Below are 24,874 nucleotides of genomic sequence, written 5' to 3'. Positions count from 1 at the left end.
AATTATCGATACTAAAAAGTCCAGATGTAAAAATCTGGGCTTTTTTATATATGTTTAATTTCGTCTTCGGTTAAAATGGAATTTCGACGTAGCCTTAAAAATATTTGAGCAACAGCGATAGTATCTTTTTCACAATAAATAATAATACGATTAATATCATTATCTTCATAAAATACACGATATACTTCACTTCCGTCAATATCATCTTTAGGTGATGGTATTCCTAAGACATTTGTCATTAATTTTAAAGAAGTATACGTTTTATAATCTCCAAATTTCCACAATTCTAAAGTATCTAAATGAGGAACTTCCCAAGGTTTTTTACCAAATAAATTCAACTTATATGGTAATTCAATATCGTTTATAATCATTCGACGTGCGATATAGGGGAAATCAAACTCTTTTCCGTTATGAGCGCACAATAAGTGCTTTGCTTGATTAAAATGAGAAATTAAAAGATTTTTAAAATCTTTTAGAAGTATAACTTCATCTCCATAAAATGATGTAACTCGAAACATTCTGTTATCTCCTTGAAATGTAAAATACCCTACAGAAATACAAATTATTTTACCAAATTCTGCCCAAATACCTGCACGTTCATAAAACTCCTCGGCTGTATAATCATCTTTGCGTTGATATTGAGATTTATGTTCCCATAAAGCCTGCTTACTTTCATCCAAATCTGAAAAATACCGCTCTTCTGGGACAGTTTCAATATCTAAAAAAAGTATATTTTCAAGATTTAGTTTAGAGATCATATTTGTTTTTAAAAAAGAGAGGCCTTATTAATTCAACATTCTATATGCTTCATCAATATAAGTATAAAAATCTGAAGTAAAAGAATTCGAAAAGCTATTGGCTCGTTTATGACCCAAACGAACAATAATTAAATCATCTTCAGGGATAGTAATTACATATTGCCCAAGGATACCTCGCATAGCAAAAATGTGCTTGTTCTTGTAATCACTAATCCAAAATCCATAACCATAAGGTTGTCCTTTAAATCGAGGTTGTGTCGCAGTGGCCACGAATGTGGAGTCTAATAGTTGCTTACCGTTCCATTGTCCATGATCTTTATACAATTTCCCAAAACGGGCAAAATCTCTTGCATTACTTGAAATACAACAAAACGCTTTAGCTAATCTATTTTCATCATCATCTAACTCCCATAAGGCATCATTAGATGTGCCCAGAGGTTGCCAGAAACTTTCAGAAAGATATTCTGCTAGTTGTTTTCCTGTTGCTTCCTGTATAATCATTCCTAAAAGCTGTGTGCTTCCGCTTAAATATTTAAAAGATTCTCCTGGCGTTTCTACAATTTCTAAACCTAAAATAGTATCGCCTAAATCATCATCATAATTAGCTCTTGCTGTAATTGAAAAAGGACTTGAATAATGCTCAACCCAATCTAAGCCAGAAGCCATTGATGATAAATCACCAACAGTTGTTTTTTTACCTTCGTATTGAGGATAAAAATCACTAATAGGCTGGTCTAAACTTTTTATATGACCTTCCATAATGGCTTTCCCAAGTAAAGAAGTCACGATGCTTTTCGCCATAGAAAAAGAATTAGTTTTAGAATCTTTACTATAACCATCTGCATACCATTCATAAAAAACACTATCATTTTTTATTATGAGATAAGCTACAGTTCCTAATTCGTCATTGGTTTTTTTTAATGTTTCGGTAGCAGTTACAGTATTATAGTTGTTATCTAAAGGCCAAGCGTCGGTTTCTACACCTTTTTTAATTACATCATTTTCAAAATAAGGATAATCATCAATAAAAGCAGTAGTATGCCCTGTAAAATATACAACTCTTATTCCTTTTAGAATATATTCGTAATCAAAAATATATGCTGTAATAATTAGAACTCCGATGATTCCTATGAACCATTTTAAAAACTTTTTTAAGAATTTCATAAGCAATGATTTTATAACATTTAAAGATATAAAATATTACACATTGCTTATTAATTTAGCCTTGCTTTAATTTTAAGTATAAATCATTATCAAACGAATTCCAGAAAACTTCATCATACTTCACGCGTCTTAAAACAGTTTCATTTTGTCTGTAATGATCATATTCAATGACTTCTAAATTATCAGTTTCAATATTAAAAAGAGAAGCATTAGATTGAAAGATGTAATTGGTTTTCTCACCAGTTTTTAGAATGTGTTCTCTATAGTCTCTTTTAAATACATAACTAGCATAATATTTCCCATCACTATGCGCTTTATACTCATTAATGTTCTCTTCTTTGACTTTTATTTCTCTTATTTCATCAAGATTTTGTGGAGTATTACTACCAAAGTAATTGTATTTTAAAATTTCTTCTGTAGTTAAAGAGGTCTCCCAATTTTCGATAACTTTTGTTATAGCATAGTCATCTCTATTAATATATATAAAACCACTGTAAGTAGTAGAATGCCCCCTATTAGTATAATTCCATTTATTGCGTTCGGTTTTAAACTGGATGATATACATACCATCATCTTTTGGGTCTTTTGATTTTACAAACTCCAAATCAAATTTTTTATATTTTCTACGATGTACAATATTAGAATATCGTAAAGCATTTGCATTTTGACGTGCATAACCAAATAATTGACTTGTGTTTTTCAATCGTTTTCCTAAATCATTTTTATTCCATTTTATTTGATCTACCCTACGATTAGCTCTATTGAGCTGCCGATAACCCTCATCATATTCTTTAGTAAATAAGTCAATATCAATAATGTCTTCATCATCTTTATTCATTAAAGTTTTTGTATACCTATGATAATTGAATGGTGTAATAGGATGATTAAATTTTATGTTTTTTACTGCTATTTTTAATACAGCTAAAGGTGTTGTATAACCTATTACAATAACTTCATCAAGTTGATCCAAGCTAGGATTTAACTTAACAGTTTTGTTTAGCTGATTAAGAGGGATATTTTGAGAAGTAAACCCCATAGACGATATATTAACTGATGCTGTATTGAGAAGATTAGCATTTACAGGAATTTTAAAGTATCCCTCATCATCAGAAATTCTATAGATTTCCTGCTCTTTTAAAATTAAATTGGCAAAAGCCACAGGGGCATTCGTTTCAGCATCTATAATTTTACCAGTTAAATAGGTGGTGTTTTGCTCTTTTTTTAATTTCGCCTTTTCAACTTTTGATGTATCCGTTAATACAACTTCAAACTCTTCTATTTTTTTCGATTTTTTAATATTAGGGCTTGAATCTTCAGCATATTTTATAAAGATATAACCATCATGAAGCTCATCTAATCTAGATTCATAAAAATTCAAGTAACTAAATAATCTATGTGTTTTGGGAGTTTGCATGGCTTCTTGATTTGAACTTATAAAAAGATAAGGTTCTCCTAAATTTTTCAAATCATATTCAAAAGAATTTTCCTGTATTGGTGTTTTATTCCATTCATTCAAAGAAAAAATGGAATCATTAGCGTGTAGCGTAGCAAGACTATATACCTTATCATTTAAAGCCTTTTTAATATAATTTCCCATAGATATAAATTTATTTAACAAGGGAGTTTCAAGACTTTTTATTTCATTAATCACGTGAATATTATCTGCCCATAGCACAATTTTTTCTTTGGGATGCCTATTCATATAACTCAATACATTATCTGCCATTTGAGCATCTCGAATATTGTGTTGTTCATTAATAAAATTGACAGAACGTATGTCTTCTTGATTATAATAGGCATCTCTTGACGTTGCTAATATGTTTTTTGCAAATTGACTCCAGTGGTAGTTTAAATCTGTAGATTCAAAAGTGTTTATTTTTTTGATAATACGTTCTAATTCCTTTTCATAAACAGAAAATTTCATATCATATTCTTCAAAATAATAATTATCTAAAACGCCTTGCATAACGATAGCCATATCTTCTTCTTCAACCTGTATTTCGATATGATTGTCTTCGCAGTAATCGAAGAAATCATCTATAAAATTGTCGGTATGATCTACCTGAGAATCAAAACCAAACACTTTCAATTTATTCTCGTCTACATAGCTAACGAGACGTTGGAACTCCTTGGTTTTTGACCATACGCCATAAACAGTTTCGTTAAATTTTTCTGGTGTAAAGCCTTCTTTGTTCATTTTCCACATATCATACATAGAAGATTCCATGGCGATAGTGGTATATCCTAACTCTTGATGGAGATATTCAATAACACGAGCTTTCATCTCGAAAATGGTACCATATTGATGTGTAAGTTCTCCAAGCATCACTAATTGCTTGCCTTGAAGTTCTTGCTTTAAAAAGTTAAAATCGTCAACGATAGTAGTATCTGGAGGAAATAATTTATGCGTTTTTAAATCTTGTGTGTTGCCTTGTTGAATACTAAAGACAAAGCAAAGTAATAGTAAAAATCTTATCTTCATTTTTTATAATGTTTTAAACAAACATAAGGCTGAGATAAACATCTAAACAAAGAAATACAGTGTGTTTTCCTTGAAAATACGGTAAGAATACTTAATTTAATTAGCTGATATATAGTATTTTAATATTTAACACCTTTTTGTGAGGATATTTTATTTTAAAAATGCCATTTTAAATATTTTTGTTTAGAATTAAATTAGCTTATAGTTCTTTTGAGAAGTATGAAATGCCTTAAAAATATCTTCCAAATTGGAATCATTATAATGATGATTTCATCACTTTACGCTCAAGAAACTAAAGCACCTGATTCAATATTATCTAAATCCTATAATGAACTAGATTCTCTTTATTACATTAACGAGTATACAGAAAAGGGCAAGCAATACATTAATACGTATCTAAAAAAAGCGAAATTAGAAACCAATATTGAAGAAATTTTAAAAGGGTATCATCTTTTTGCAGATTTTTATGATAATAATTATGACCTAGCAACTACTTATATTGATAGCGCAATTACCTTGATTAATAAAACAGAATTTAAAAACCAAAGGTACCCAGCTGCTTTATTTGGAAAAAAAGGATATATAGAGCGTATAGAGGGGAATTTTCAAGAAGCATTAAACTATTACTTGAAAGAATTGAATTTATTGAGTCCAGTAACTAATAATTTTCGGATAAATTATACGAATTATAATATTGGGCTTATTAAGAGAGATTATGGAGACTTTGAAGGAGCAATTTCGATTTTTAAAAAGAATTTAAAATTTGATGAAAACCGTTTAAAGCTAAATCCAGAAGACAGAGAAGGTTATTTAGAACCTTATTTAAATACATTGTTTGAACTAGTTAGAACTTATAGGCTTAATAAAGAATTAGATTCTGCTAAAACATTAAACAGTGAAGGTTTGAAGATAGGGAAAGGAAATGCTCTTAAATATCTTCTTGTTCTTAATGATGGTATATTTGATTATTATGATGGTCAGTTTAAAAGTAGTATCGAAAAAATTATATTGACTCTTCCAAAATTGCAAGATGTAAACAACAGGTTAGATTTTGAAATATATAAACTTATTGATGCCTATTTTTATTTAGGGAAATCTTACGAAGCGTTAAATAATGATGAACAAAAACTACTTTACTACAATAAAATTGACTCGTTAACTCAAACGTCTAATTACCTTATTCCAGAAACTAAACTAACTTATTTAGGATTAGTCAATCATTATAAAAATTTAGTAGATAATGAAAATCAATTGAAATATCTAGATAAATTAATTACAGTTGATAGCATTCTTGATATCAATTACAAATACATAAACAATAAACTCGAAACTGAATATGACATCCCTAATCTCATTGAAGACAGAGAACAATTAATAGCCTCGCTTAAAAATGAAAATGCAATAACATCAAAAATACGATTGATTATTTCAATTCTTTTAGGGCTAAGTTTACTGGGATTGGGATTATTTTATGTTAATCAACGACGTTATAAAAAACGATTTAAAGTACTTCTTAAAGAAAGGATAGAAGTGGAAAAACAAAATTCAATTTCAAAAATAAAGAAAGAGCAAAAGTTAGATCTTTCTCAAGATACCATTAATCACATTACTCAATCTCTTAATAAGTTTGAAGCACAAGAAAAATTCTTAAAAACAAATCTTACATTAGATAAACTAGCTAAAAGTTTTAAAACGAATTCTAAATACCTTTCTTATGTGCTAAATCAAACCAAACAAAAAAGCGTAAGTCAGTATATTAACGATTTACGTATAGATTATGTGGTAAATAGGTTAAAACAAGATTTAAAATTTAGGAAGTTTACAATTAAGGCTATCGCAAATGATATAGGTTTTAATACAGACCAAGCATTCTCTAAGGCATTTTATAAAAAAACAGGGATTTACCCATCTTACTTTATTAAAGAGTTAGAAAAGGAAAAATAAGATTTTAAAACAACGATTGTTGTTTATAAGGACTTTCGTGTTCTAGCAGCCATTTTTTGCGATGAATACCACCAGCATAACCAGTTAAACTCCCATCGCTACCAATAACACGATGGCAAGGTACAATCACCCAAAAAGGATTTTTACCATTTGCACTAGCTACAGCTCGAATTGCTTTTATATCTCCAAAACGTTTAGAAAGTTCTAGGTAAGATAGGGTTTTTCCATAAGGAATTTCTAATAAAAGTTCCCAAACGCGTTTTTGAAATTCGGTGCCTTCAGGATTTAATTTTAAGTCAAATTGTTTGCGTTCGCCATTAAAATATTCTCGAAGTTGATAAACACAATCTTGAAGCACATCAGGAATTGTATCAGAAACAGATGTTTCATTACTTAAAATAGTAACTGCAGATAACCCTGTTTCATCACCAGTAATTTTTGCAATACCTAAAGGAGTATTTATAGTACAGGTTTCCATTTCCATTAGTTCTCTGGTTTTTTTTCGTCAATTAACCCTAAGCGTTTAGCTCTGGTTTCCCAGCTTTTACGAGCTAATAGTTGTAAGTCAGCCACATTATCACTCTCGTCCATAATTTCTAGACCAAGTAAAGTTTCAATCACATCTTCTTGAGTAACAATACCACTTACAGAACCATATTCGTCAACAACTAAGGCAATATGCTCACGTTTGGCAATAAGATCTTCAAATAAATTTGGAATAGGAAAATTACGTGTGGTTACTGTTAACTCTCTTAATATAGATTTTAAAGGTTTTTCTCCATTACCTTTAATAATGGCTTCTAATAAATTATCTTTTAAAAAATATCCAGTAATCTCATCTGGATTGTCACTGTAAATAGGAATCCTTGAAAATTTTAGATTTGGATTTTCATCATAAAATGTCTGTATGCTCATGGTTTCGGAAGCTGTTTTTAAAACCGTACGAGGTGTCATTACATCTTTAACAAAGATTTCTTTAAAGTTGATGAGATTTTTAATGACCTTACTTTCAGATTCGTGAAACACCCCTTCCTCTTCTGCCATTTGTGTCATCGCAGAAAAATCTTCACGACTTAGTACGCTTTCGTGATGTCCTTTTCCTCCTATAAGTTTAGTAGTAAGTTGTAATACCCATAATAAACCAGTCCATTTTAAGGGAAAAATTAAAACATTAAGTGCTTTAGAGGTGAAATTAGTTAGCTGCTTCCAGTATGTTGCACCTATGGTTTTTGGAATAATTTCTGAAGCGACTAATATTAATATTGTCATCACTGCTGACACAATAAAAACACCGTAGTTATCACCTCCGCCATAAATTTTTTCAGCTTGTTTACCTACTAAAATGGCGCCCACTGTATGTGCAATTGTATTTAAGGTTAAAATAGCAATTAACGGTCGGTCAACATCTTTTTTTAAATTTTCTAATGAAGAGGCATAGGCCTTCCCTTCTTTCTTTTTAATACCTAAATAAGTAGGTGTAACACTTAATAATACGGCTTCCAAAATAGAGCATAGAAATGAAAAAAAGATAGATAAAACTCCGTAGAGAATAAGTAAACTCATTAATTAATTTGATTTATGCTAAAATAGTTAAAAAAGCACTGTGATTGAAATGTTTGCTATTATCTAAATAAAAAAACTCAATAACTTTTAGTTATTGAGTTTCTAAAAAAAATGAATTTATTGTGATGTTTAATTAGATTTCTCTTTTTGTTCCTTTTCCTTAAGTTTTTCTAATTCTTTCTTAAGGGCTTTAATAGTTTCTTTCTGTTCAACTTTTCTTTTTTTAATTACCTCTTTCCTTTGTTCTAATTCTTCTTTGCGCTCTTTCATTACTATTTCTCTTTCAATTTTTCTTTTTTCGAGCTTTTCTTTGAGGTTTTTAACTTTACTAATTTGACCTTTTTGTTTACGCTCCAGTTCGCGTTTTAGTTCACGTTTAGCTCTTTCAATTTCTCTTTGCGCTCTTTCTACCTCACGTTTAGCTCTTTCAATTTCTCTTTGCGCTCTTTCTAATTTTCTTTGTGATCGTTCAACTTCAACTTCAAGATTTCTATTGCTTATAGCATATTTTAAATCAGACATAACCTCATCAACTTGATTGGCCAATGATTTACTAGCTTCACTATAGTCTAAATTTAAATTTAAGGTTCTATTCGTTAATGTCCCTTTAAAGGCATCAGATTCTTGAGACCATTTATATGTATCTCCATTTATAGTTAAACCATCTTCCCCTAATTTATCTATTAATAAAGCTTTTACTTTATCAAAACGAGATTTGTCGAATTTTGCTTTAAAACGTAAATTGTTATCTGATTTGTTTATCGATATCGAGCTACTTGTATTTTCTGGAGCTGGAGGAGTTGGTGGCTCAGGTGGTGTTGGTGGTTCTGACTGTGCATAGGCGGCAGTTGTAATAATTGTAAGGAGTAAAATTTGAATTAACCTTTTCATCTGTTCGATTTTTAATGATTTATGTTGAAACAAAAATATATGATGATTTTTTAAAAACAGAAGAAATATCAAGCATTAACCTAGCATTAACCTATTTGCTATTAGTGTATTAACTTACCTTAAACTCTAAACCGATTCCTCGTATACTTTCGATAGAAATAGATGAATCTTCTTTAAAATATTTACGTAATCTGCTAATGAAAACATCCATACTCCTACCAGAGAAAAAATCGTCATTTTCCCATACAGCTTTTAAAATGTCTTCACGTTTTAAAAGCTGGTTTTTGTGTTTGTATAGGAAGAGAATGAGCTCTCCTTCTTTTTGTGTGAGTTGTTTTTTGTAATCGTTACAAGTTAATTCTAAACGTTTTAAATTAAGAGTATAATGATTAATTTTTATGCTATTTTCATTAGAAAAAGTATTAATTGATTTAGAGGTTCTTTTTAAAATATTATTTAATCGTAATACCAATTCATCAGCTTCAAAAGGTTTTACTATATAGTCGTCTGCACCTAGTTTAAGCCCTTTTATCTTATCAGTTTTCATTTTTCTAGCTGTTAAGAAAATGAAAGGCGTTTCGGGATTTAATTCGATGAGCTGTTCAGCTAAAGTAAAGCCATCTATTTTTGGCATCATAACATCTAAGACACAAAGATTAAAAGTACTTTGTTGAAATAATTTTAGAGCTTCTTTGCCATCTTTTGCCCAATTCACATTAAATCCAGATATTTCTAAATATTGCTTTAACAGATTTCCAAAATCTTGATCATCTTCAGCTAATAAAATATATTTTTGAAGATCTTTCATTTTTATTGCTTTAAAGGTATTATAATATTAAAAATACTTCCTTTATTTAATTTACTATCTACAACAATTTCTCCTTGGTGCGCTTTTATAATTTCATTAGTATAATACAAACCTAACCCTAATCCTTTTACGTTATGAACTTCGTTCTGATCTACTCTAAAAAATTTATCAAAAACTTGTTTTTTATGTTGTTCTGAAATGCCAATACCATTGTCAGAGATTGATATTATAAAATGAGTTGAAGTTGAAGATAATTTACAATGTATTTTAAAATTATCTTGACAGTATTTAATTGCGTTCTCCAAAATATTGAATAGAGCTGTAGTAAAATAAAACTTATCAATATAAATGATTGCATCAGAATTAATATTTCTCATTAATTCGATATGCTGATCTTTTACCGAAAGTAAAAAATCATCAAGAACATTGTTAATATAATCAGCAGCTTTTAAAGGGGTTTTATCAAGTTGAATATCGTTAGCACTTAAACTATTATCCAAAACCTGATCGATTAATTTTTGTAAACGCTGACTTTGTCGATTAATAGTTTTAATAGTAGATTCGGTAGTTTCAGGTTGTGACTTTAATTCTTCTTTTTCAAGCATTTTTGTGGCTAATGCCAATGTAGCTAAAGGTGTTTTAAATTCGTGAGTAATATTATTTATAAAATCAGTTTTTATATCTGCAATTTTCTTTTGAGTAATTAAATTTTTAATGGAGTAGTAGAGTAAGCCAATTACTAAAATAAAAATAAGGATCGATAAGGTTAATGAACCCATCATTCTTCCCAAAACGATAAGTTTCCAATCGTCTAAATTAATGAAATCTTCGGTCGCCAATTCAAAATCAATATTTAAAGTTTGCCATTCCCCAACACCATCAATATAATCTCTACTATAATCGGTCCGTACTTTTGAATTATTTACAGCATATTCGTTTTCAGGATTAAAAGATGCTCCTAAAACGTGTTGCATTTTTTGATTATTGGATTCAAAATAAAGCGTATCGTTTTTAGTATTTTTAAATATGATAATTGATTTTAAACGTTTTTGATAGTTTAAAGGATATTTGATTTTTCGTTTTTCAAACTCCTTTTGATAAGCATTAATATATGTTGTATTAATAGAGTCTTTAACTAGATGTAGGTCATTTAAAATGTCAAGTTTTTTGATATGACCTAGCTCATATTCTGAAATTTTTAATACTAAATGATCAAATATTCTCTCATAAAGCGTATCAATGGCAATAAGATTATCATCAAACCTAGAAATGGAACGTTTAGTCTCATCTATAAACGTATCTTTTTTAAGCTTATAAGTATTATTAATAAGGTAACCTTGAATAAAAGATAGAGCAATTAACCCTAATATAGAAGCAATAATTAAGGTTTTGATATTTTTCTTCATATCTCAAAAATAGAAGAAACCATTGAAAGTTTTAAAAAAAGTAATGTATTAACCTTGTATTAACTTATAAGTTTCACGGCATCTTTAGCGAAATATTATAATATTTGAATCTTATCAATGCTCATTTAGATTTTGCGAAGTGCTTCTGAGCAATTAACTAAGTGTATTTATAGATTTTTTACTTTATTAAAATCAAAAATTAATTGGTTCGATTAATTATTCTCTTATATATAGAAGCTCTATTATTCAAACTTATAACTTTTCCTTTTTGATTGGTAGTTATTTTTATTCCATTTGTGGAGTTTGAAGATGGAAAATTAATCTTTAATTGGTTTTTATTAGCCATTTTCAATATCAATTAATTTTTTGTTTTTTAAACTTTTTGTTACTTCTCCTTCTAAAACAGGAATTGCTTTTAAAGATAACGTTTTTTTTGGACTTATATTTTTTGACAAATGTATTAGTTTTTTCCCATTGTCTTTTCGTTTATTTTTATTCATTTTGAAAAAATGAATATATGATTTTGGAGAAACCCCTTCAAACATTAGAATTCGTACTCTATCTTTTTTAGATATATCTTCAGTTATAGAATCTCTGTGTAGTTTCATAGCTAAACTTTTTCTATATGGTTCAATAAAATATACTTCATTTATACCTGAAGTTATTATATGCCTAGCGCAATTATGACATGGATATGTTGTACAATAAAGAGTTCCATTTTGTATACCTTCATTAGACTTTTTACCAGCTGAAATAATTGCATGCATTTCAGCATGAACAGCTCTAGAAAATTCTATTAATTCTTTTATCCGAGATTTTTCGAGTAACTCAATAGCTTTATTTTTATCTATATCTTTTATTATTCCACTTTTTATAAATTCTTTTATTAAGTCTCCTTTTATGATTGATTTTTCAAGATCATTAAAACAAACGCCCCCTTTCAAATTCATACATCTATTATCATTTTGACCAATAGGGTCATCTTCAGAATATTGATAAACACCTCCTCCAAATTTTGGAACATCATTCCACCCAACTGACAAAACATTACCTTCATTATCAGTTAAGCATGCACCAACTTGCCTACTTAAACAAGCAGAATTTCCTGCAGCTGCAGCTGCAAGATACATTGCATTCTCATGTTTAGTGGGAGTGATAATCTCATTGCAAAAAACTAAATTTAAAAACCTTTTAATTTTAGGGTCAATAGACGTATGTGAGCTTTTATCAATTCTAATAAAAAAATCAGATTCAATAAATGTTTCTGTAACTTTTTGACCAAACTGAATCTCTTCTCCTGAATCCCTATCAATTAATAAATAGATTTCATCTCTTTTTAACCCAATATCTTCTAAGTAATTAATTCTATTTTCTAAATGCGAGAACACGCCAATAAAATAAAAAAGATCGTTATAAACCAATTTAAAAAGTTCTAACTCTTCTTTATTTTTAATTGAATCAATTACATAACATACTCTATCATCATCTCTTGTTTCTCTATCAACAGCTATTTCATTAATTGCTAATTCAGCTAAAATACTAGAATCGTATTTAGATCTCATAGAATTTCCAGAATCAATAGATTTTTGATAATAATCAAATTTAGAATCAAATTTAGAATCATAATCGTAATTTGTAGAGTATTGCTGAATTAATTGGCTTAAAGTTATTTTTTCTACTCTATAATTATAATCATCTTTAATAATAGATGCAAATCTATCAACTACAAAATGAATATCAGTTCCGATTGGTCCGCAAAAGCCTATAATTAATTCAGAAGTATGACTTTCCCTTATAACTTTTTTAATAGATTTTGATTTACTAGAATTTTCAAGCTTAAGAGCAGTAGTGTTTTTCATAGATTTAAAATTTAAATTAAATCTACGAAAATAAATCTAAAAAAATAAGAATTTTCTTAGAACAAAATATTCTATACACTTATAATTCTAATCACATCTTTAGCGAAATAACTAGCAATGATATTGGCTCCAGCACGTTTAAAAGCGATTATGCTTTCTAGCATAACTTCGTCATGATTAAGCCATCCTTTTTCTGCTGCAGCTTTAATCATTGCATATTCACCACTCACTTGATAAACCGCAACAGGAACATCAAATTCATTTTTTACGTCACGAACAATATCTAAATACGCCATCCCTGGCTTTACCATAATAATATCTGCTCCTTCATCAATATCCATTTCTGTTTCACGAAGTGCTTCGATACGATTAGCAGAGTCCATTTGATATGTTTTTTTGTCTTTAGGAATATCTAGCATATCAACAGGGGCAGAATCTAAAGCATCACGAAACGGACCATAAAAAGCAGATGCGTATTTAGCACTATAACTCATAATACCTACATCTGTAAATCCATTATCTTCAAGAGTTTCACGGATTAGCAAAATACGGCCATCCATCATATCGCTAGGTGCAACAAAGTCAGCACCAGCTTGGGCATGTGATAAACTCATTTGTGCTAAAAAATCTGCTGTATCATCATTAATAATTTTTCCGTTTGCAACAATTCCATCATGACCATAAGATGAATATGGATCTAATGCCACGTCTGTCATCACAATCATTTCGGGATACAAACTTTTAATTAACTTTATGGAACGTTGCATTAATCCGTTAGGGTTTAAGGCTTCATTACCTGCATTATCTTTTAAATTGTCAGGTACTTTTACAAAGAGTAAAACTGATTTTAAACCCAATGACCAAAGTTCTTTTAATTCCTCTTCTAAAGTATCTAAGCTGTATCGATAATAATTAGGCATTGATGCGATTTCTTCTTTAACATTTTCACCTTCTACAATAAAAAGGGGTACTAAAAAATCGTTTGCTGTAATACTATTTTCTCTTATTAAACCACGAATAGTTTCATTGTTTCTCAAACGTCTGTTTCTTCTTAATGGGAACATATTTTATAATTTATATCCTATATCTTCAGTTAATGCAATTTTACTTTTTGCAAAATGCCCAGAACCAAATCCAATCTCTTTTCCATTTTCATTTACTAAGGTGCTTTCTGCAATAAACAAATGCTTTGATTTAAATTTCACCTTTCCAATGGCAGTAATAATCCCTTCATTAGCTGGACGTACTAAATTAATATTAAAGTTAGTAGTAAGTACAAATACATCTTTAACAATTGAATTTACAGCAAAAAATGCGGCATCATCTAACAATTTAAAATATACCGATCCATGAATTGCTCCTAATGCATGAAAATACTTAGGCTCTATAGTGAGTTGTATTTGTGCTAACTCTTTATCAATTTTAACAGTTGTAGATTGATAAATTTCTTTATTAAAATTAGCATTGAGATACATTTTCTCTAGCTTTCTGTAATGCTCCATAACTAATCTAAATTCCTAATAAACTTATCCGCATTAATATATACATCATCCTCTCCTTGTTGATCAAAAGGATTCTCTAAATGTGATTGTATGTTATCTAATGCTACTAAAATAACACTAAATAAAACAGGAACAGCAAATTGTAACCCATAACTATAGCTGGATACACTTTCTGCAAAATGAGGTCCATAAATTATGGGCAATATCACTATAAAAATATCACTATAGGTACGCAGTGTTCGTGGAGTCCTATACTGATAAATATGTTTTATTCGCTCAAAAGAAATCATCATTTTACTTAAAAATTGATTAGAACGAGATGCTTCTCCAGATGGTAGACCATGAGTACGCATTGTTTTTATAAATTGGGATAACTTATTAAAGCTATGATATACTTCTTTTTCGTTTTTTTCTAAATCACTAACGGGTTGTGTGAAAATTTCCTTGCAAGAACTTAATAAGCCACCAAGATGTATTTTTAATTCTGTTTTAAGTTCTTCAGGTGGATTTTCTAGCCAATGAGATACTGCAAAATATAAAGACCTACCATGTGCTTTTATAGAACCATATTCGTCTAAAGCAACTTCACGACGTTTGTATGCGCCTCCAATAGAAAACACAATTGGAAATACAATAGCAGTTCCTATTAGAGTTAATGGGAAATCAGCTTTAATTTCAAAATGTAAACAAATAGATGTAGAAGCTATTGCCAAACTGGTGATTACAAATGTTTTCCAGTTAATAATTAAAAATACGCGTTTAAATAATCGCCACATATTAGTTAGTAGTTTTTAAATAATGATTAAACCCAATCTATAGGTTGTTTTAAAATTTCTAAAAGTTTAGCTTCTTTGCTTCCTTCTTTAGGATGATAATCGTAAACCCACTGCACATGAGGTGGTAAGCTCATTAAAATACTTTCGATACGACCATTAGTTTTTAAACCGAAAAGTGTGCCTTTATCATGAACTAAATTAAATTCAACGTAACGTCCACGTCTAATTTCTTGCCAATCACGGTGTGTATTATCATAAGATAAATCTTTTCTTTTTTTAACGATTGGCACATAACTTTCAAGGAAACTATTCCCTACTTCGGTTACAAAATCATACCAGTTTTCCATGGTCATCTCTTCTGATGCTTTACAGTAATCAAAAAATAAACCTCCTATACCACGAGCTTCATTTCGATGTGCATTCCAGAAATACTCATCACATTTTGTTTTATATATTGAGTAAAATTTTGGATGATGCTTATCACAAGCTATTTTACAAATTTGATGAAAATGAGTTGCGTCATCTTTAAATAAATAGTAAGGTGTTAAATCTTGCCCTCCACCAAACCAACTATCGACTAATTCACCTTGTTGGTTATACATTTCAAAATACCGCCAATTAGCATGTACTGTAGGTACCATTGGATTTTTTGGATGTAATACTAAACTTAATCCACAGGCATAAAAATCAGCATCTTCAACTCCAAAATATTTTTGCATTGTATCTGGGAGTTTTCCGTGAACTGAAGAAATATTAACACCTCCTTTTTCAAAAACGGTACCGTTTTCGATAACACGAGTTCTACCACCACCGCCTTCAGGGCGTTTCCATAAATCTTCTTGAAACTTTCCTGTACCGTCAATTACCTCTAATTTAGAAGTAATTTGATCTTGTAATTCCTGTATGTATTGATAAAATTTATCTTTCATAATATAATTCATACAACTCCATGTCTAATGACTCCTTACCAGGTGGAGTAAATGCGTTTTTTAAAGTGCGTTGCCAGGTAAAATCACAATTTTCAGCAACTTTGATACTGCTAATATTTGTTTTATGAACTATAATTTGAAGTGTTTTCAACTTTAAGTTATTAAACGCATATTGCGATAGTATTTTTATTGATTTACTAGTTAAGCCTTTGCCTTCATATTGGTATCCTATACAATATGCAAATTCACCTTGTTTTTTCTCCCAATCTAATTCTTTTAAATAAACTAAACCAGAGATATGATGTGATTCTTTTTCCTTTATAGTAAATAGAAACTCTTCTTTATTCTTGAATTGTTGTACTTTTTTTTCAGTGAAGCGTTTAGACAGATCAGGAGTTAAATTTTGAGCTAATGTTTCTGGGAAAAACGATTTTAGACGATCTTCATTAGAAACTACAAAATCACATAAAGACCATGTGTCTTTTGTGTCAATTGGATTAATATGAAAATAATCAAATTCAAACATTTGATTATAACTTTTCTATTTCATCAGATTTAATATCTGCCATTTTAAACTCGATTTGTTTTGGGTTAGATTTTAGTAACTCAACAGTTTTAATGGATGCTGCTGTTACAGATAGCGGTAAAACAATAATAACACCAATAACAGGAATTAATAAAAACAACATAAATACAATACCGTTACCGATAGCAACCCCGCGATTACGCTGTACAAAGCGAATACTTTCTTTATATCTAAAATGACGCTCTAAAGTATAATCCATATTACCAAAGCCTGCATAATAAGCCTGAATCACAAATAAGAGAATGGTCGAAATAAAATTCCCAATAAAAGGAACGATAAACCCACCTATAATAATGATGATAGAAGCAAAAAGCTCTCTAAATAAATTTCTAATATTTATTTTAAGACCTCTAATAAGTTGTTCTTGAAAAGATGTATTTCTGTGTTGATGTTCTGCATCATATCCAATTAAATGCGTTTCTATTTTCTCTGATACAGGACTCATAAATGGTGCAGAAATAGCCATTATGATGTGTTTATAAGAAATTAATCCAATTACAATAATTATAGCAGCTCCTACTATTTCACTAAAAGTAGTAAAAGTATCTTTACCCCAATCCCAAATCCAAATTTTAGCAATATAATGTCCTAAATTATCTGATAGCCCATAAGCGGCAATAAAAATAGAAACAAAAGTAATGAGACTTATAACAATCGGAATTGCAAAATATTTCCAGAGCTTGAGTTTAGACATTAACTCAAGAGCTTGACTATATGCTTTTATTCCTTCTGTTATATTTTTAAGCATTATATTCTTTTACAGCATCGATAAATGCTTTGGCATTATCGAGAGGAATATTTGGTAAAATTCCGTGACCTAAATTTACAATATATTTATCTTTCCCAAATTCATTAATCATTAGGGTAACCATTTTTTTGATGTCTGAAGGCGGCGATAATAATCGGGATGGATCAAAATTACCTTGCAGAGTTATATTTCCACCAGTTAGGTAGCGCGCATTTCTTGCAGACACCGTCCAGTCTATTCCTAAAGCAGCAGCATTACTTTTTGCCATATCTTGTAAAGCAAACCAGCATCCTTTTCCAAAAGCAATTACAGGAGCATCATCTTTTAATGCTTCGATAATTTGATTAATGTATTGCCAAGAAAACTCTTGATAATCTGTAGGTGATAACATTCCGCCCCAAGAATCAAAAATTTGAACAGCATTAACACCTGCTTTTACCTTTGCTTTTAAATATGCTATAGTAGTATCTGTTATTTTTTGAAGTAATTGATGCGCTGCAACAGGCTGTGTAAAACAAAATCCTTTAGCTTTATCAAAATTTTTACTCCCTTGCCCTTGAATAACATAACATAAGATTGTCCAAGGTGATCCAGCAAATCCAATTAAAGGGATTTCATTATTTAAAAGTTCTTTAGTTGCTTTTATACCTTGCATTACATAATCAAGCTCTACATTAACATCCGGAACAATAACATTATCTACATCTTTTTGATTGCGAACAGGATTAGGTAGGTAAGGCCCAAAATCTGGCTTCATTTCTACTTCAATATTCATCGCCTGAGGAATCACTAAAATATCACTAAACAGTATAGCTGCATCCATACCATAACGACGTATAGGTTGTACAGTAATTTCACTTGCTAGCTCAGGAGTGCGACAGCGTGTAAAAAAATCATATTTTTCACGAATAGCCATAAACTCTGGTAAATAACGTCCAGCTTGACGCATCATCCATACAGGAGGACGTTCAACAGTTTCTCCTTTTAAAGCTCTTAAATATAAATCGTTTTTTATACCCATATTTTTATTAGTAGATACCTACTGTATTTTGTTACTTAGTAATTTGTTTTTTATCCTTTAGCATAATGTAAATTAACTAATTCGATAACACTTTCAACGGTTGGAATTTTAGCAATTCTTACGTCTTTAAAATGTTTTTTTGCTTCTTTAGCTGTGCTTTCACCAATGCAAAAAGCAATGCTATTGGCTTCGTTTTTTAATATAAAACTTTGCACTGTTGATGGACTATAAAACATAGTTCCTTCAATAGTATCATCAATTTTTATACTATCATATTTAGTGTTGTAAGCTTCTACTTCTTTTACAGTGATATTATTTTCTGTTAGAATTGCTGGTAAATCATCTAAACGTAAATCACTACAAAAATAGGTTACTTCTGTGCCTTCAATAAATTCGATTAAATAATTAGCTAGTTTTTTAGCGTTATTTTCTGAATGTGTAACCTTGCCTATTTTACGCTCTATTAATCGCTTAGTACGTCTCCCAACACAATATATGTTCTTAAATTGTAATTCTTCCGAAGAGTAGTTAGTAATCAATGCTTCAACAGCATTCTGACTTGTAATAATCACATTTTGAATTTCAGATTTTAAAATACGAGGCTTAATTCTATTCAAGCTAATTTTAATAAAATCATCACTTTCTACTTTAATAGTATTGTGAAACAGATCTTTTTGACTATTAGTTAATTTTTTAGTTGAAAAGATGTTGGTTTTTTTATTCGAGATTTTAATATCATCCATTAAACGTTTTCCACCACGTTCAATAATAAAGTTAGCACAGTAAGAAGCTATATCATGATGTGCTCCTAGTTTTTCAGTACGTTTTACTTCTATTTTTTTACTTCCATCTGTACTTAATAATACACCGTGAAATAAAACTTCTCCTTCCCCTTCAATATCCTCTTTCCCTTTTTTAATATATGCAATTGCACCAATAGGAGCAGTACACCCACCTTCTAATAAGTTTAAAAACTTACGTTCAATTCCTGTACATATTTCGGTTTCTTTGTGATTAATTTCTGCACAAACTGCTCGAGTATGTTCATCATTTTCTAAAGCAGTAATCATAATAGCACCTTGAGCAGGAGCAGGAACCATCCATTCTAGATTAATAGCTTCTTCTGGACGTAATCCAATTCGACCTAAACCAGCAGCAGCGAATATAGCGCCATTCCAATCCTCATTATCGTTTAGTTTTTGTAAACGAGAATTTACATTACCTCGAATATCTGTAATAGTATGTGTAGGATACCTGTTTAACCATTGTGCTTTACGACGTAAACTTCCTGTTGCAATTACTGCATTTCGAGCCCCCAGAAATTCTTCGTTATTTTTATAAACAAGGGTATCTCTTATGTTGCCACGTTTTAAAACAGCAGCTTGTACAATGCCTTGAGGTAATACCGTTGGTACATCTTTTAAAGAGTGTACAGCAATATCAATATCTCCATTTAACATCGCAATGTCTAATGTTTTTGTGAAGATACCCGTAATACCTAACTCATAAAGTGGTTTATCAAGAACAATATCTCCAGTTGATTTTACAGGAACTAAAACTGTTTTGTGACCTAATTGTTCAAGTATATGTTGCACGGTTTTGGCTTGCCATAACGCCAATTCGCTATCGCGAGTACCAATTCGTAATATTTTAGACATTTTTTGTGATTTCTTCTAATTGAAAGACTTTTTTAATAAGTTCAAGACTTTCATCTGTAGGAATTGCGTTATCTCTTAAATGATGCGCAAAATGATTCGTGATTTTTTGAATTATATTATTGCTAATTAATTCAGCTTGCGCTTCATTAAAATCAGAGGTTTTTTTACGTTGTGTTTCTAATTCAGAAGCAGCAAAATTTAACAATTTGAGTTTTAATGCTTTAATAGTAGGAGCAAATTTTCGAGTTTCTAGCCAATCGTTAAACTCTTTTTTTACGTCTTCAATAATTGCTTCGGCAATAGGAATGTGCTCTTTTCGTTTTTCTAAAGTTTCATCTGTAATCTGAGATAAATGATCTAGATGTACTAAAGACACATTATTTAATTCTTTAACATCTTCACTTACATTTTTTGGGACTGATAAATCTAAAATTAAAAGTGATGTATTGCTTTGAATTAATTGTTTATCTATTGTTGGGTTTTGAGCACCAGTAGCAACAATTAAAATATCAGAAGCATTGATTTCTTCTTGTAAATTAGCATAATCTTTTACAATAAGATTAAATTTTCCTGCAATTTTTTCAGCTTTATCTTTAGTTCTATTAATAAGTGTGATTTGCTCATTCTTAGTGTGTTTTACTAAATTTTCACACGTATTTCTACCTATTTTCCCTGTTCCAAAGAGTAAAATATTTTTACTTGAAACATTTTCAATATTATTTAAGATATATTGGACCGAAGCGAAAGAAACTGAAGTTGCTCCTGAAGAAATTTCTGTTTCTGTTTTAATGCGTTTACTAGCTTGAATAACAGCATTTACTAATCTCTCTAAAAAAGCATTAAGTAAATGATGTTTTTTAGAGATTTTTGCGCTTACTTTTAATTGACTTATAATTTCGAAATCTCCTAAAATCTGACTATCTAATCCAGAACCTACTTTAAATAAATGTGAAACAGCTTCTTTGTTTTTATAGATGTAGGCAACTTCACGAAATTCCTCAACAGTACCTTTTGTATTATCACAAAGTAACTGTATAAGTTGGTATGGGTGTTGTGCAAACCCATATATTTCAGTTCGATTACATGTAGATGTTACAACTAAACTTTCAATACCATTAGCTTTTGCTTGATTATAAATTGCAGTTGTTGAGGTATCATCTAGACTAAAATGACCTCTTATCTCTGCATCAGCTTTTTTATAACTTAAACCAATTGCATAAAAAGAATTTCCTTTTGAAATATTATATTGCTCCATTTATTGAATTCGGAATTGCGTTCGCAAAAATAAAAGTAGAGCTGCTTAAAAAATAACGCTTAAAGAACTTTTAATATCGTTTGTGGTTTTTTAAACTTATTTGACGATGAAATACTGATAAATATCATACTTTTGCAACAATAACAGTGCTTTTAAGTTAATTAGTTTAGAATGAATCTAAATAGTGAAGATAAAAATATTGCTAAAGAAAGTTTAAAAAATGTCGCTAAAGGGACTTTTAATGAAACAAAAATAGATGATGGGTTTTATGTGTTAACTTATAAGAATGAAAGGGATATTAACACTGGCGTTCAACGTGCTATAGATAATACTTTTATTCAATTTCATTTTTGTGTAAAAGGATCAAGTCAATTTGTTTTTAATGATGGAAGATATGTTCTTGACATTCAAGAAGAAAAATCATTATTGTTATATAATCCACAGCGTGATTTACCTATTAATTTAGATATTAGGCCATCTTCTTGGATAGTTTCAATTTTAATTTCAATTAAAAAATTTCACAGATTATTTTCACAAGAAGCAGATTATATTACTTTTTTAAGTGAAGATAATAAAGATAAAAAATACTATACTGATGGTAAAATTTCACCTTCAATGGCCATTGTTCTAAATCAGTTAATTAATTATAACCTCAATCCATCAATAAAAACACTTTACTTTAAAGGGAAAGCTTACGAATTATTAAGCTTGTATTTTAATAGAAGTGAAGATGCAGATATAGAACAATGCCCGTTTTTAGTAGATGAGAGTAATGTTATTAAAATAAGAAAAGCGAAAGATATTATTATTTCTAGAATGGCAGAACCTCCTAGTCTTCAAGAATTAGCAGACGAAATTAATTTAAATTTAAAAAAACTAAAAGAGGGATTTAAACAAATTTATGGTGATTCGGTGTACAGTTTTCTGTTTGACTATAAAATGGAAGTAGCACGTCGTTTGTTAGAGTCTGGAGAGCATAATGTTAATGAAGTTGGATTAAAAGTTGGCTATAGCACGTCAAGCCATTTTATTGCTGCTTTTAAAAAGAAATATGGCACCACGCCAAAAAAATATATTCAATCAATATAATAAAAATTGAAATGAAAAAAGGAGTTTTACTCGTTAATCTAGGCTCTCCAGATAGCCCAGAACCAAAAGATGTAAAAAAATATTTGGGAGAATTTTTAATGGATGAGCGTGTTATCGATCTACCATTAGCAGCTAGAACATTATTGGTTAAAGGAATTATTTTAAATACTCGACCTAAGGCATCTGCTGCTGCATATAAAAAGATATGGTGGGATGAAGGGTCTCCATTAATTGTACTTTCTGAGCGATTACAACAAAAAGTACAGCAACATACAGAATTACCCATAGCTTTAGCAATGCGTTATGGCAGTATGACTATAAAAAAAGGACTTCAAGAGCTGGTAAATAAGGGTGTCAAAGAAGTTTTATTATTTCCATTATACCCACAGTTTGCAATGGCAACTACAGAAACCATTACTGTTTTAGCTGAAGAAATAAGGCAAGAATCTTTTCCCGAATTAAAGATTGAATCCGTTCCTGCATTTTATAATAAAGCAGATTATATCGAAGTATTATCAAATTCTATTAAGGAATCGTTAAAAGGAAAGGAATATGAACATATTTTATTTTCATATCACGGTGTTCCAGAACGGCATATTAAAAAGAGTGATATAACAAAGTCACATTGTAAAATAGATGGTAGTTGTTGTATAACACCTTCAAAAGCTCATGAATTTTGCTATCGGCATCAATGTTTAGAAGTAACTCGATTGGTAAGTGAGAAATTAGGGTTTCAAGAAGGTGCATTTTCAACTTCTTTCCAATCTCGATTAGGGTTTGATCCTTGGTTACAACCATACACAGATAGAACAATAGAACGTTTAGGAAAAGAAGGTGTTAAAAATATGGCAATCGTGACACCAGCTTTTGTAAGTGATTGTTTAGAGACTCTTGAAGAAATTGCAATGGAAGGTCAAGAAATCTTTCATGAAATGGGTGGAAAACAATTTACAACTATCCCATGTTTAAATGATAGTAATGAATGGGTAGCATTACTTGCAAATTGGATTAATACCTGGTCAGAAGCTGAAGTAGCAATCTAAAATGTCAAAGACCAGCTCACAAGATTTAGGGACAAAACCTATAGGGGAATTACTTATAAAGCAGGCAGTACCAGCTTCTATAGGTATTTTAGTAATGTCTCTTAATATTTTAGTGGATACTATTTTTGTGGGAAATTGGATTGGTCCTACTGCAATTGCTGCAATAAATATTGTGCTTCCTGTATCGTTTTTTATAGCAGCTTTGGGGATGTCAATTGGTGTAGGAGGATCATCAATTATATCAAGAGCTTTAGGAGCTAATCAAAAACAAAAAGCACTTAAAACATTTGGAAATCAGATAGCGCTTACACTTTTGCTATCATTAAGCTTTGTATTAGTAGGACTATATTTTATAAATTCTATAGTTCCAATGTTTGGTGGAAAGGGAGCTATTTTTGAGCCTGCAAAAATATATTATAGAATCGTGCTTTATGGAGTTCCAGTTTTAGCATTAGCAATGGCTGGAAATACTGTTATTAGAGCAGAAGGGAAGCCAAAATTTGCAATGTATGCAATGCTCATTCCATCTGTTGGAAATTTACTTTTAGATTATATTTTTATTAATATTTTGGACTTTGGAATGGCAGGTGCCGCTTGGGCGACCACAGGTTCTTATATTTTATGCTTCGGATTTATAACTTGGTTTTTCCTTTCAAAACACTCTGAATTAAAAATTAATATATCACATTTTAAATTTGATTACTCCATTATTTCAGAAATAGGTTCTCTAGGTTTTGTTACTCTAGCAAGACAAGCCGTAGTAAGCTTGACTTATTTATTTATGAATAATATTTTATTCGATTTAGGTGGCGAAACCTCTGTTACTGCATATGCTATTGTAGGGAGAATGTTAATGTTTGCATTATTTCCTGTGTATGGTATCACTCAAGGATTTTTGCCTATTGCTGGATTTAATTATGGAGCTAATGCATATAAAAGAGTTAGAGAAACAATTAACACAGCAACGAAATATGCTATGATTTTAGCTACGTTAATTTTTATAATATTAATGGTGTTCCCTGAAGCAATTACAAGAGTATTTACATCAGATGAAGCTGTTCTAAAAGAAACCCCTAGCGCAATGCGATGGGTATTTGCAGCAACTCCAATAATAGCAATTCAATTTATTGGAGGAGCTTATTTTCAAGCTGTTGGTAAAGCGATTCCAGCATTACTATTAACCTTAACACGACAAGGTTTTTTCTTTATACCTCTTATTTTAATTCTTCCTAAGTTTTATGGTGAATTGGGTGTTTGGATAACATTTCCAATATCAGATGTCTTATCAACTATAGTTACAGGTTACTTTTTAAATAGAGAAGTGAAGTTAAAATTACAACCAAAGGTTTAAGTAATACTATTAAATTAGTACATTTAGAACTTCAAAAATTA

Annotated in this window: 22 protein-coding genes; 4 read left to right on the top strand and 18 right to left on the bottom strand. The window is 30.1% G+C overall.

The window, feature by feature from the left end; all coding sequences use genetic code 11:
* Positions 1 to 44 precede the first annotated feature (44 nt).
* Genes D1817_01140 through D1817_01130 form a run of 3 tightly spaced genes read right to left on the bottom strand, consistent with a single transcriptional unit; the run spans position 45 to position 4,404 of the window.
* A complete protein-coding gene (locus tag D1817_01140; GenBank protein AXT18519.1) occupies positions 45 to 758 on the bottom strand; it encodes a 3'-5' exonuclease in 714 nt (237 codons plus the stop codon).
* Positions 759 to 785: 27 nt separating this feature from the next.
* On the bottom strand, positions 786 to 1,922 hold the full coding sequence (locus tag D1817_01135) for a class C beta-lactamase-related serine hydrolase (GenBank protein AXT18518.1): 1,137 nt from the start codon (positions 1,920 to 1,922) through the stop codon (positions 786 to 788).
* Positions 1,923 to 1,977: 55 nt separating this feature from the next.
* A complete protein-coding gene (locus tag D1817_01130) occupies positions 1,978 to 4,404 on the bottom strand; it encodes a hypothetical protein (GenBank protein ID AXT18517.1) in 2,427 nt (808 codons plus the stop codon).
* Between the two features lie 219 nt (positions 4,405 to 4,623).
* Between D1817_01130 and D1817_01125 the strand changes: the two genes are divergently transcribed.
* Positions 4,624 to 6,348, top strand: a complete 1,725-nt coding sequence (locus D1817_01125; protein AXT18516.1) for a helix-turn-helix domain-containing protein — start codon at positions 4,624 to 4,626, stop codon at positions 6,346 to 6,348.
* Between the two features lie 4 nt (positions 6,349 to 6,352).
* Here the strand turns inward: D1817_01125 and D1817_01120 are convergent, their stop codons facing one another.
* From D1817_01120 to hemA, 15 genes are all read right to left on the bottom strand, one after another.
* Positions 6,353 to 6,826 carry a methylated-DNA--[protein]-cysteine S-methyltransferase gene (locus D1817_01120; protein ID AXT21195.1) on the bottom strand — a complete coding sequence of 158 codons (474 nt, stop codon included), beginning with the start codon at positions 6,824 to 6,826 and terminating at the stop codon, positions 6,353 to 6,355.
* A gap of 5 nt (positions 6,827 to 6,831) precedes the next feature.
* Complete coding sequence (locus D1817_01115; GenBank protein AXT18515.1) at positions 6,832 to 7,911, bottom strand: DUF21 domain-containing protein; 1,080 nt, start codon at positions 7,909 to 7,911, stop codon at positions 6,832 to 6,834.
* Positions 7,912 to 8,040: 129 nt separating this feature from the next.
* Positions 8,041 to 8,802 (bottom strand): hypothetical protein, encoded by a 762-nt coding sequence (locus D1817_01110; protein ID AXT18514.1) that lies wholly within the window; start codon positions 8,800 to 8,802, stop codon positions 8,041 to 8,043.
* A 109-nt stretch (positions 8,803 to 8,911) separates the two neighbouring features.
* A complete protein-coding gene (locus D1817_01105; GenBank protein ID AXT18513.1) occupies positions 8,912 to 9,610 on the bottom strand; it encodes a DNA-binding response regulator in 699 nt (232 codons plus the stop codon).
* Between the two features lie 2 nt (positions 9,611 to 9,612).
* Positions 9,613 to 11,016 carry a sensor histidine kinase gene (locus D1817_01100; GenBank protein AXT18512.1) on the bottom strand — a complete coding sequence of 468 codons (1,404 nt, stop codon included), beginning with the start codon at positions 11,014 to 11,016 and terminating at the stop codon, positions 9,613 to 9,615.
* A 338-nt stretch (positions 11,017 to 11,354) separates the two neighbouring features.
* Positions 11,355 to 12,875, bottom strand: a complete 1,521-nt coding sequence (locus D1817_01095; protein AXT18511.1) for a deoxycytidylate deaminase — start codon at positions 12,873 to 12,875, stop codon at positions 11,355 to 11,357.
* Between the two features lie 71 nt (positions 12,876 to 12,946).
* Positions 12,947 to 13,939: a porphobilinogen synthase gene (locus D1817_01090; protein AXT18510.1), complete on the bottom strand. Its 993-nt coding sequence runs from the start codon at positions 13,937 to 13,939 to the stop codon at positions 12,947 to 12,949.
* Positions 13,940 to 13,942: 3 nt separating this feature from the next.
* Positions 13,943 to 14,377, bottom strand: coding sequence for a PaaI family thioesterase (locus tag D1817_01085; GenBank protein ID AXT18509.1), 435 nt, complete (start codon positions 14,375 to 14,377; stop codon positions 13,943 to 13,945).
* Between the two features lie 2 nt (positions 14,378 to 14,379).
* Positions 14,380 to 15,153 (bottom strand): hypothetical protein, encoded by a 774-nt coding sequence (locus tag D1817_01080; protein AXT18508.1) that lies wholly within the window; start codon positions 15,151 to 15,153, stop codon positions 14,380 to 14,382.
* A 26-nt stretch (positions 15,154 to 15,179) separates the two neighbouring features.
* Positions 15,180 to 16,082, bottom strand: a complete 903-nt coding sequence (locus tag D1817_01075) for an oxygen-dependent coproporphyrinogen oxidase (protein ID AXT21194.1) — start codon at positions 16,080 to 16,082, stop codon at positions 15,180 to 15,182.
* Positions 16,072 to 16,608 (bottom strand): N-acetyltransferase, encoded by a 537-nt coding sequence (locus D1817_01070; GenBank protein ID AXT18507.1) that lies wholly within the window; start codon positions 16,606 to 16,608, stop codon positions 16,072 to 16,074. Before D1817_01070 ends, D1817_01075 begins: the two co-directional genes overlap by 11 nt.
* 4 nt (positions 16,609 to 16,612) lie before the next feature.
* Positions 16,613 to 17,416: a coproporphyrinogen III oxidase gene (locus D1817_01065; protein ID AXT18506.1), complete on the bottom strand. Its 804-nt coding sequence runs from the start codon at positions 17,414 to 17,416 to the stop codon at positions 16,613 to 16,615.
* Complete coding sequence (gene hemE / locus D1817_01060) at positions 17,409 to 18,437, bottom strand: uroporphyrinogen decarboxylase (protein AXT18505.1); 1,029 nt, start codon at positions 18,435 to 18,437, stop codon at positions 17,409 to 17,411. The genes D1817_01065 and hemE overlap by 8 nt, the downstream gene beginning before the upstream one ends.
* A 50-nt stretch (positions 18,438 to 18,487) precedes the next feature.
* Positions 18,488 to 20,095: a hydroxymethylbilane synthase gene (locus D1817_01055; GenBank protein ID AXT18504.1), complete on the bottom strand. Its 1,608-nt coding sequence runs from the start codon at positions 20,093 to 20,095 to the stop codon at positions 18,488 to 18,490.
* Positions 20,088 to 21,350 (bottom strand): glutamyl-tRNA reductase, encoded by a 1,263-nt coding sequence (gene hemA / locus D1817_01050; protein AXT18503.1) that lies wholly within the window; start codon positions 21,348 to 21,350, stop codon positions 20,088 to 20,090. Before hemA ends, D1817_01055 begins: the two co-directional genes overlap by 8 nt.
* 171 nt (positions 21,351 to 21,521) lie before the next feature.
* Between hemA and D1817_01045 the strand changes: the two genes are divergently transcribed.
* The 3 genes from D1817_01045 to D1817_01035 are packed head-to-tail and all read left to right on the top strand — an operon-like array spanning position 21,522 to position 24,833.
* Entirely contained in the window at positions 21,522 to 22,439 is a 918-nt protein-coding gene (locus tag D1817_01045) for an AraC family transcriptional regulator (protein AXT18502.1), read from the top strand.
* Between the two features lie 11 nt (positions 22,440 to 22,450).
* Positions 22,451 to 23,482 carry a ferrochelatase gene (locus D1817_01040; protein AXT18501.1) on the top strand — a complete coding sequence of 344 codons (1,032 nt, stop codon included), beginning with the start codon at positions 22,451 to 22,453 and terminating at the stop codon, positions 23,480 to 23,482.
* Between the two features lies 1 nt (position 23,483).
* Positions 23,484 to 24,833, top strand: a complete 1,350-nt coding sequence (locus D1817_01035; protein AXT18500.1) for an MATE family efflux transporter — start codon at positions 23,484 to 23,486, stop codon at positions 24,831 to 24,833.
* Positions 24,834 to 24,874 lie beyond the last annotated feature (41 nt).

The organism is Flavobacteriaceae bacterium (genome assembly GCA_003443635.1).
Lineage (GTDB): Bacteria > Bacteroidota > Bacteroidia > Flavobacteriales > Flavobacteriaceae > AU392.
This window is presented reverse-complemented; position numbering and strand designations above follow the sequence as displayed.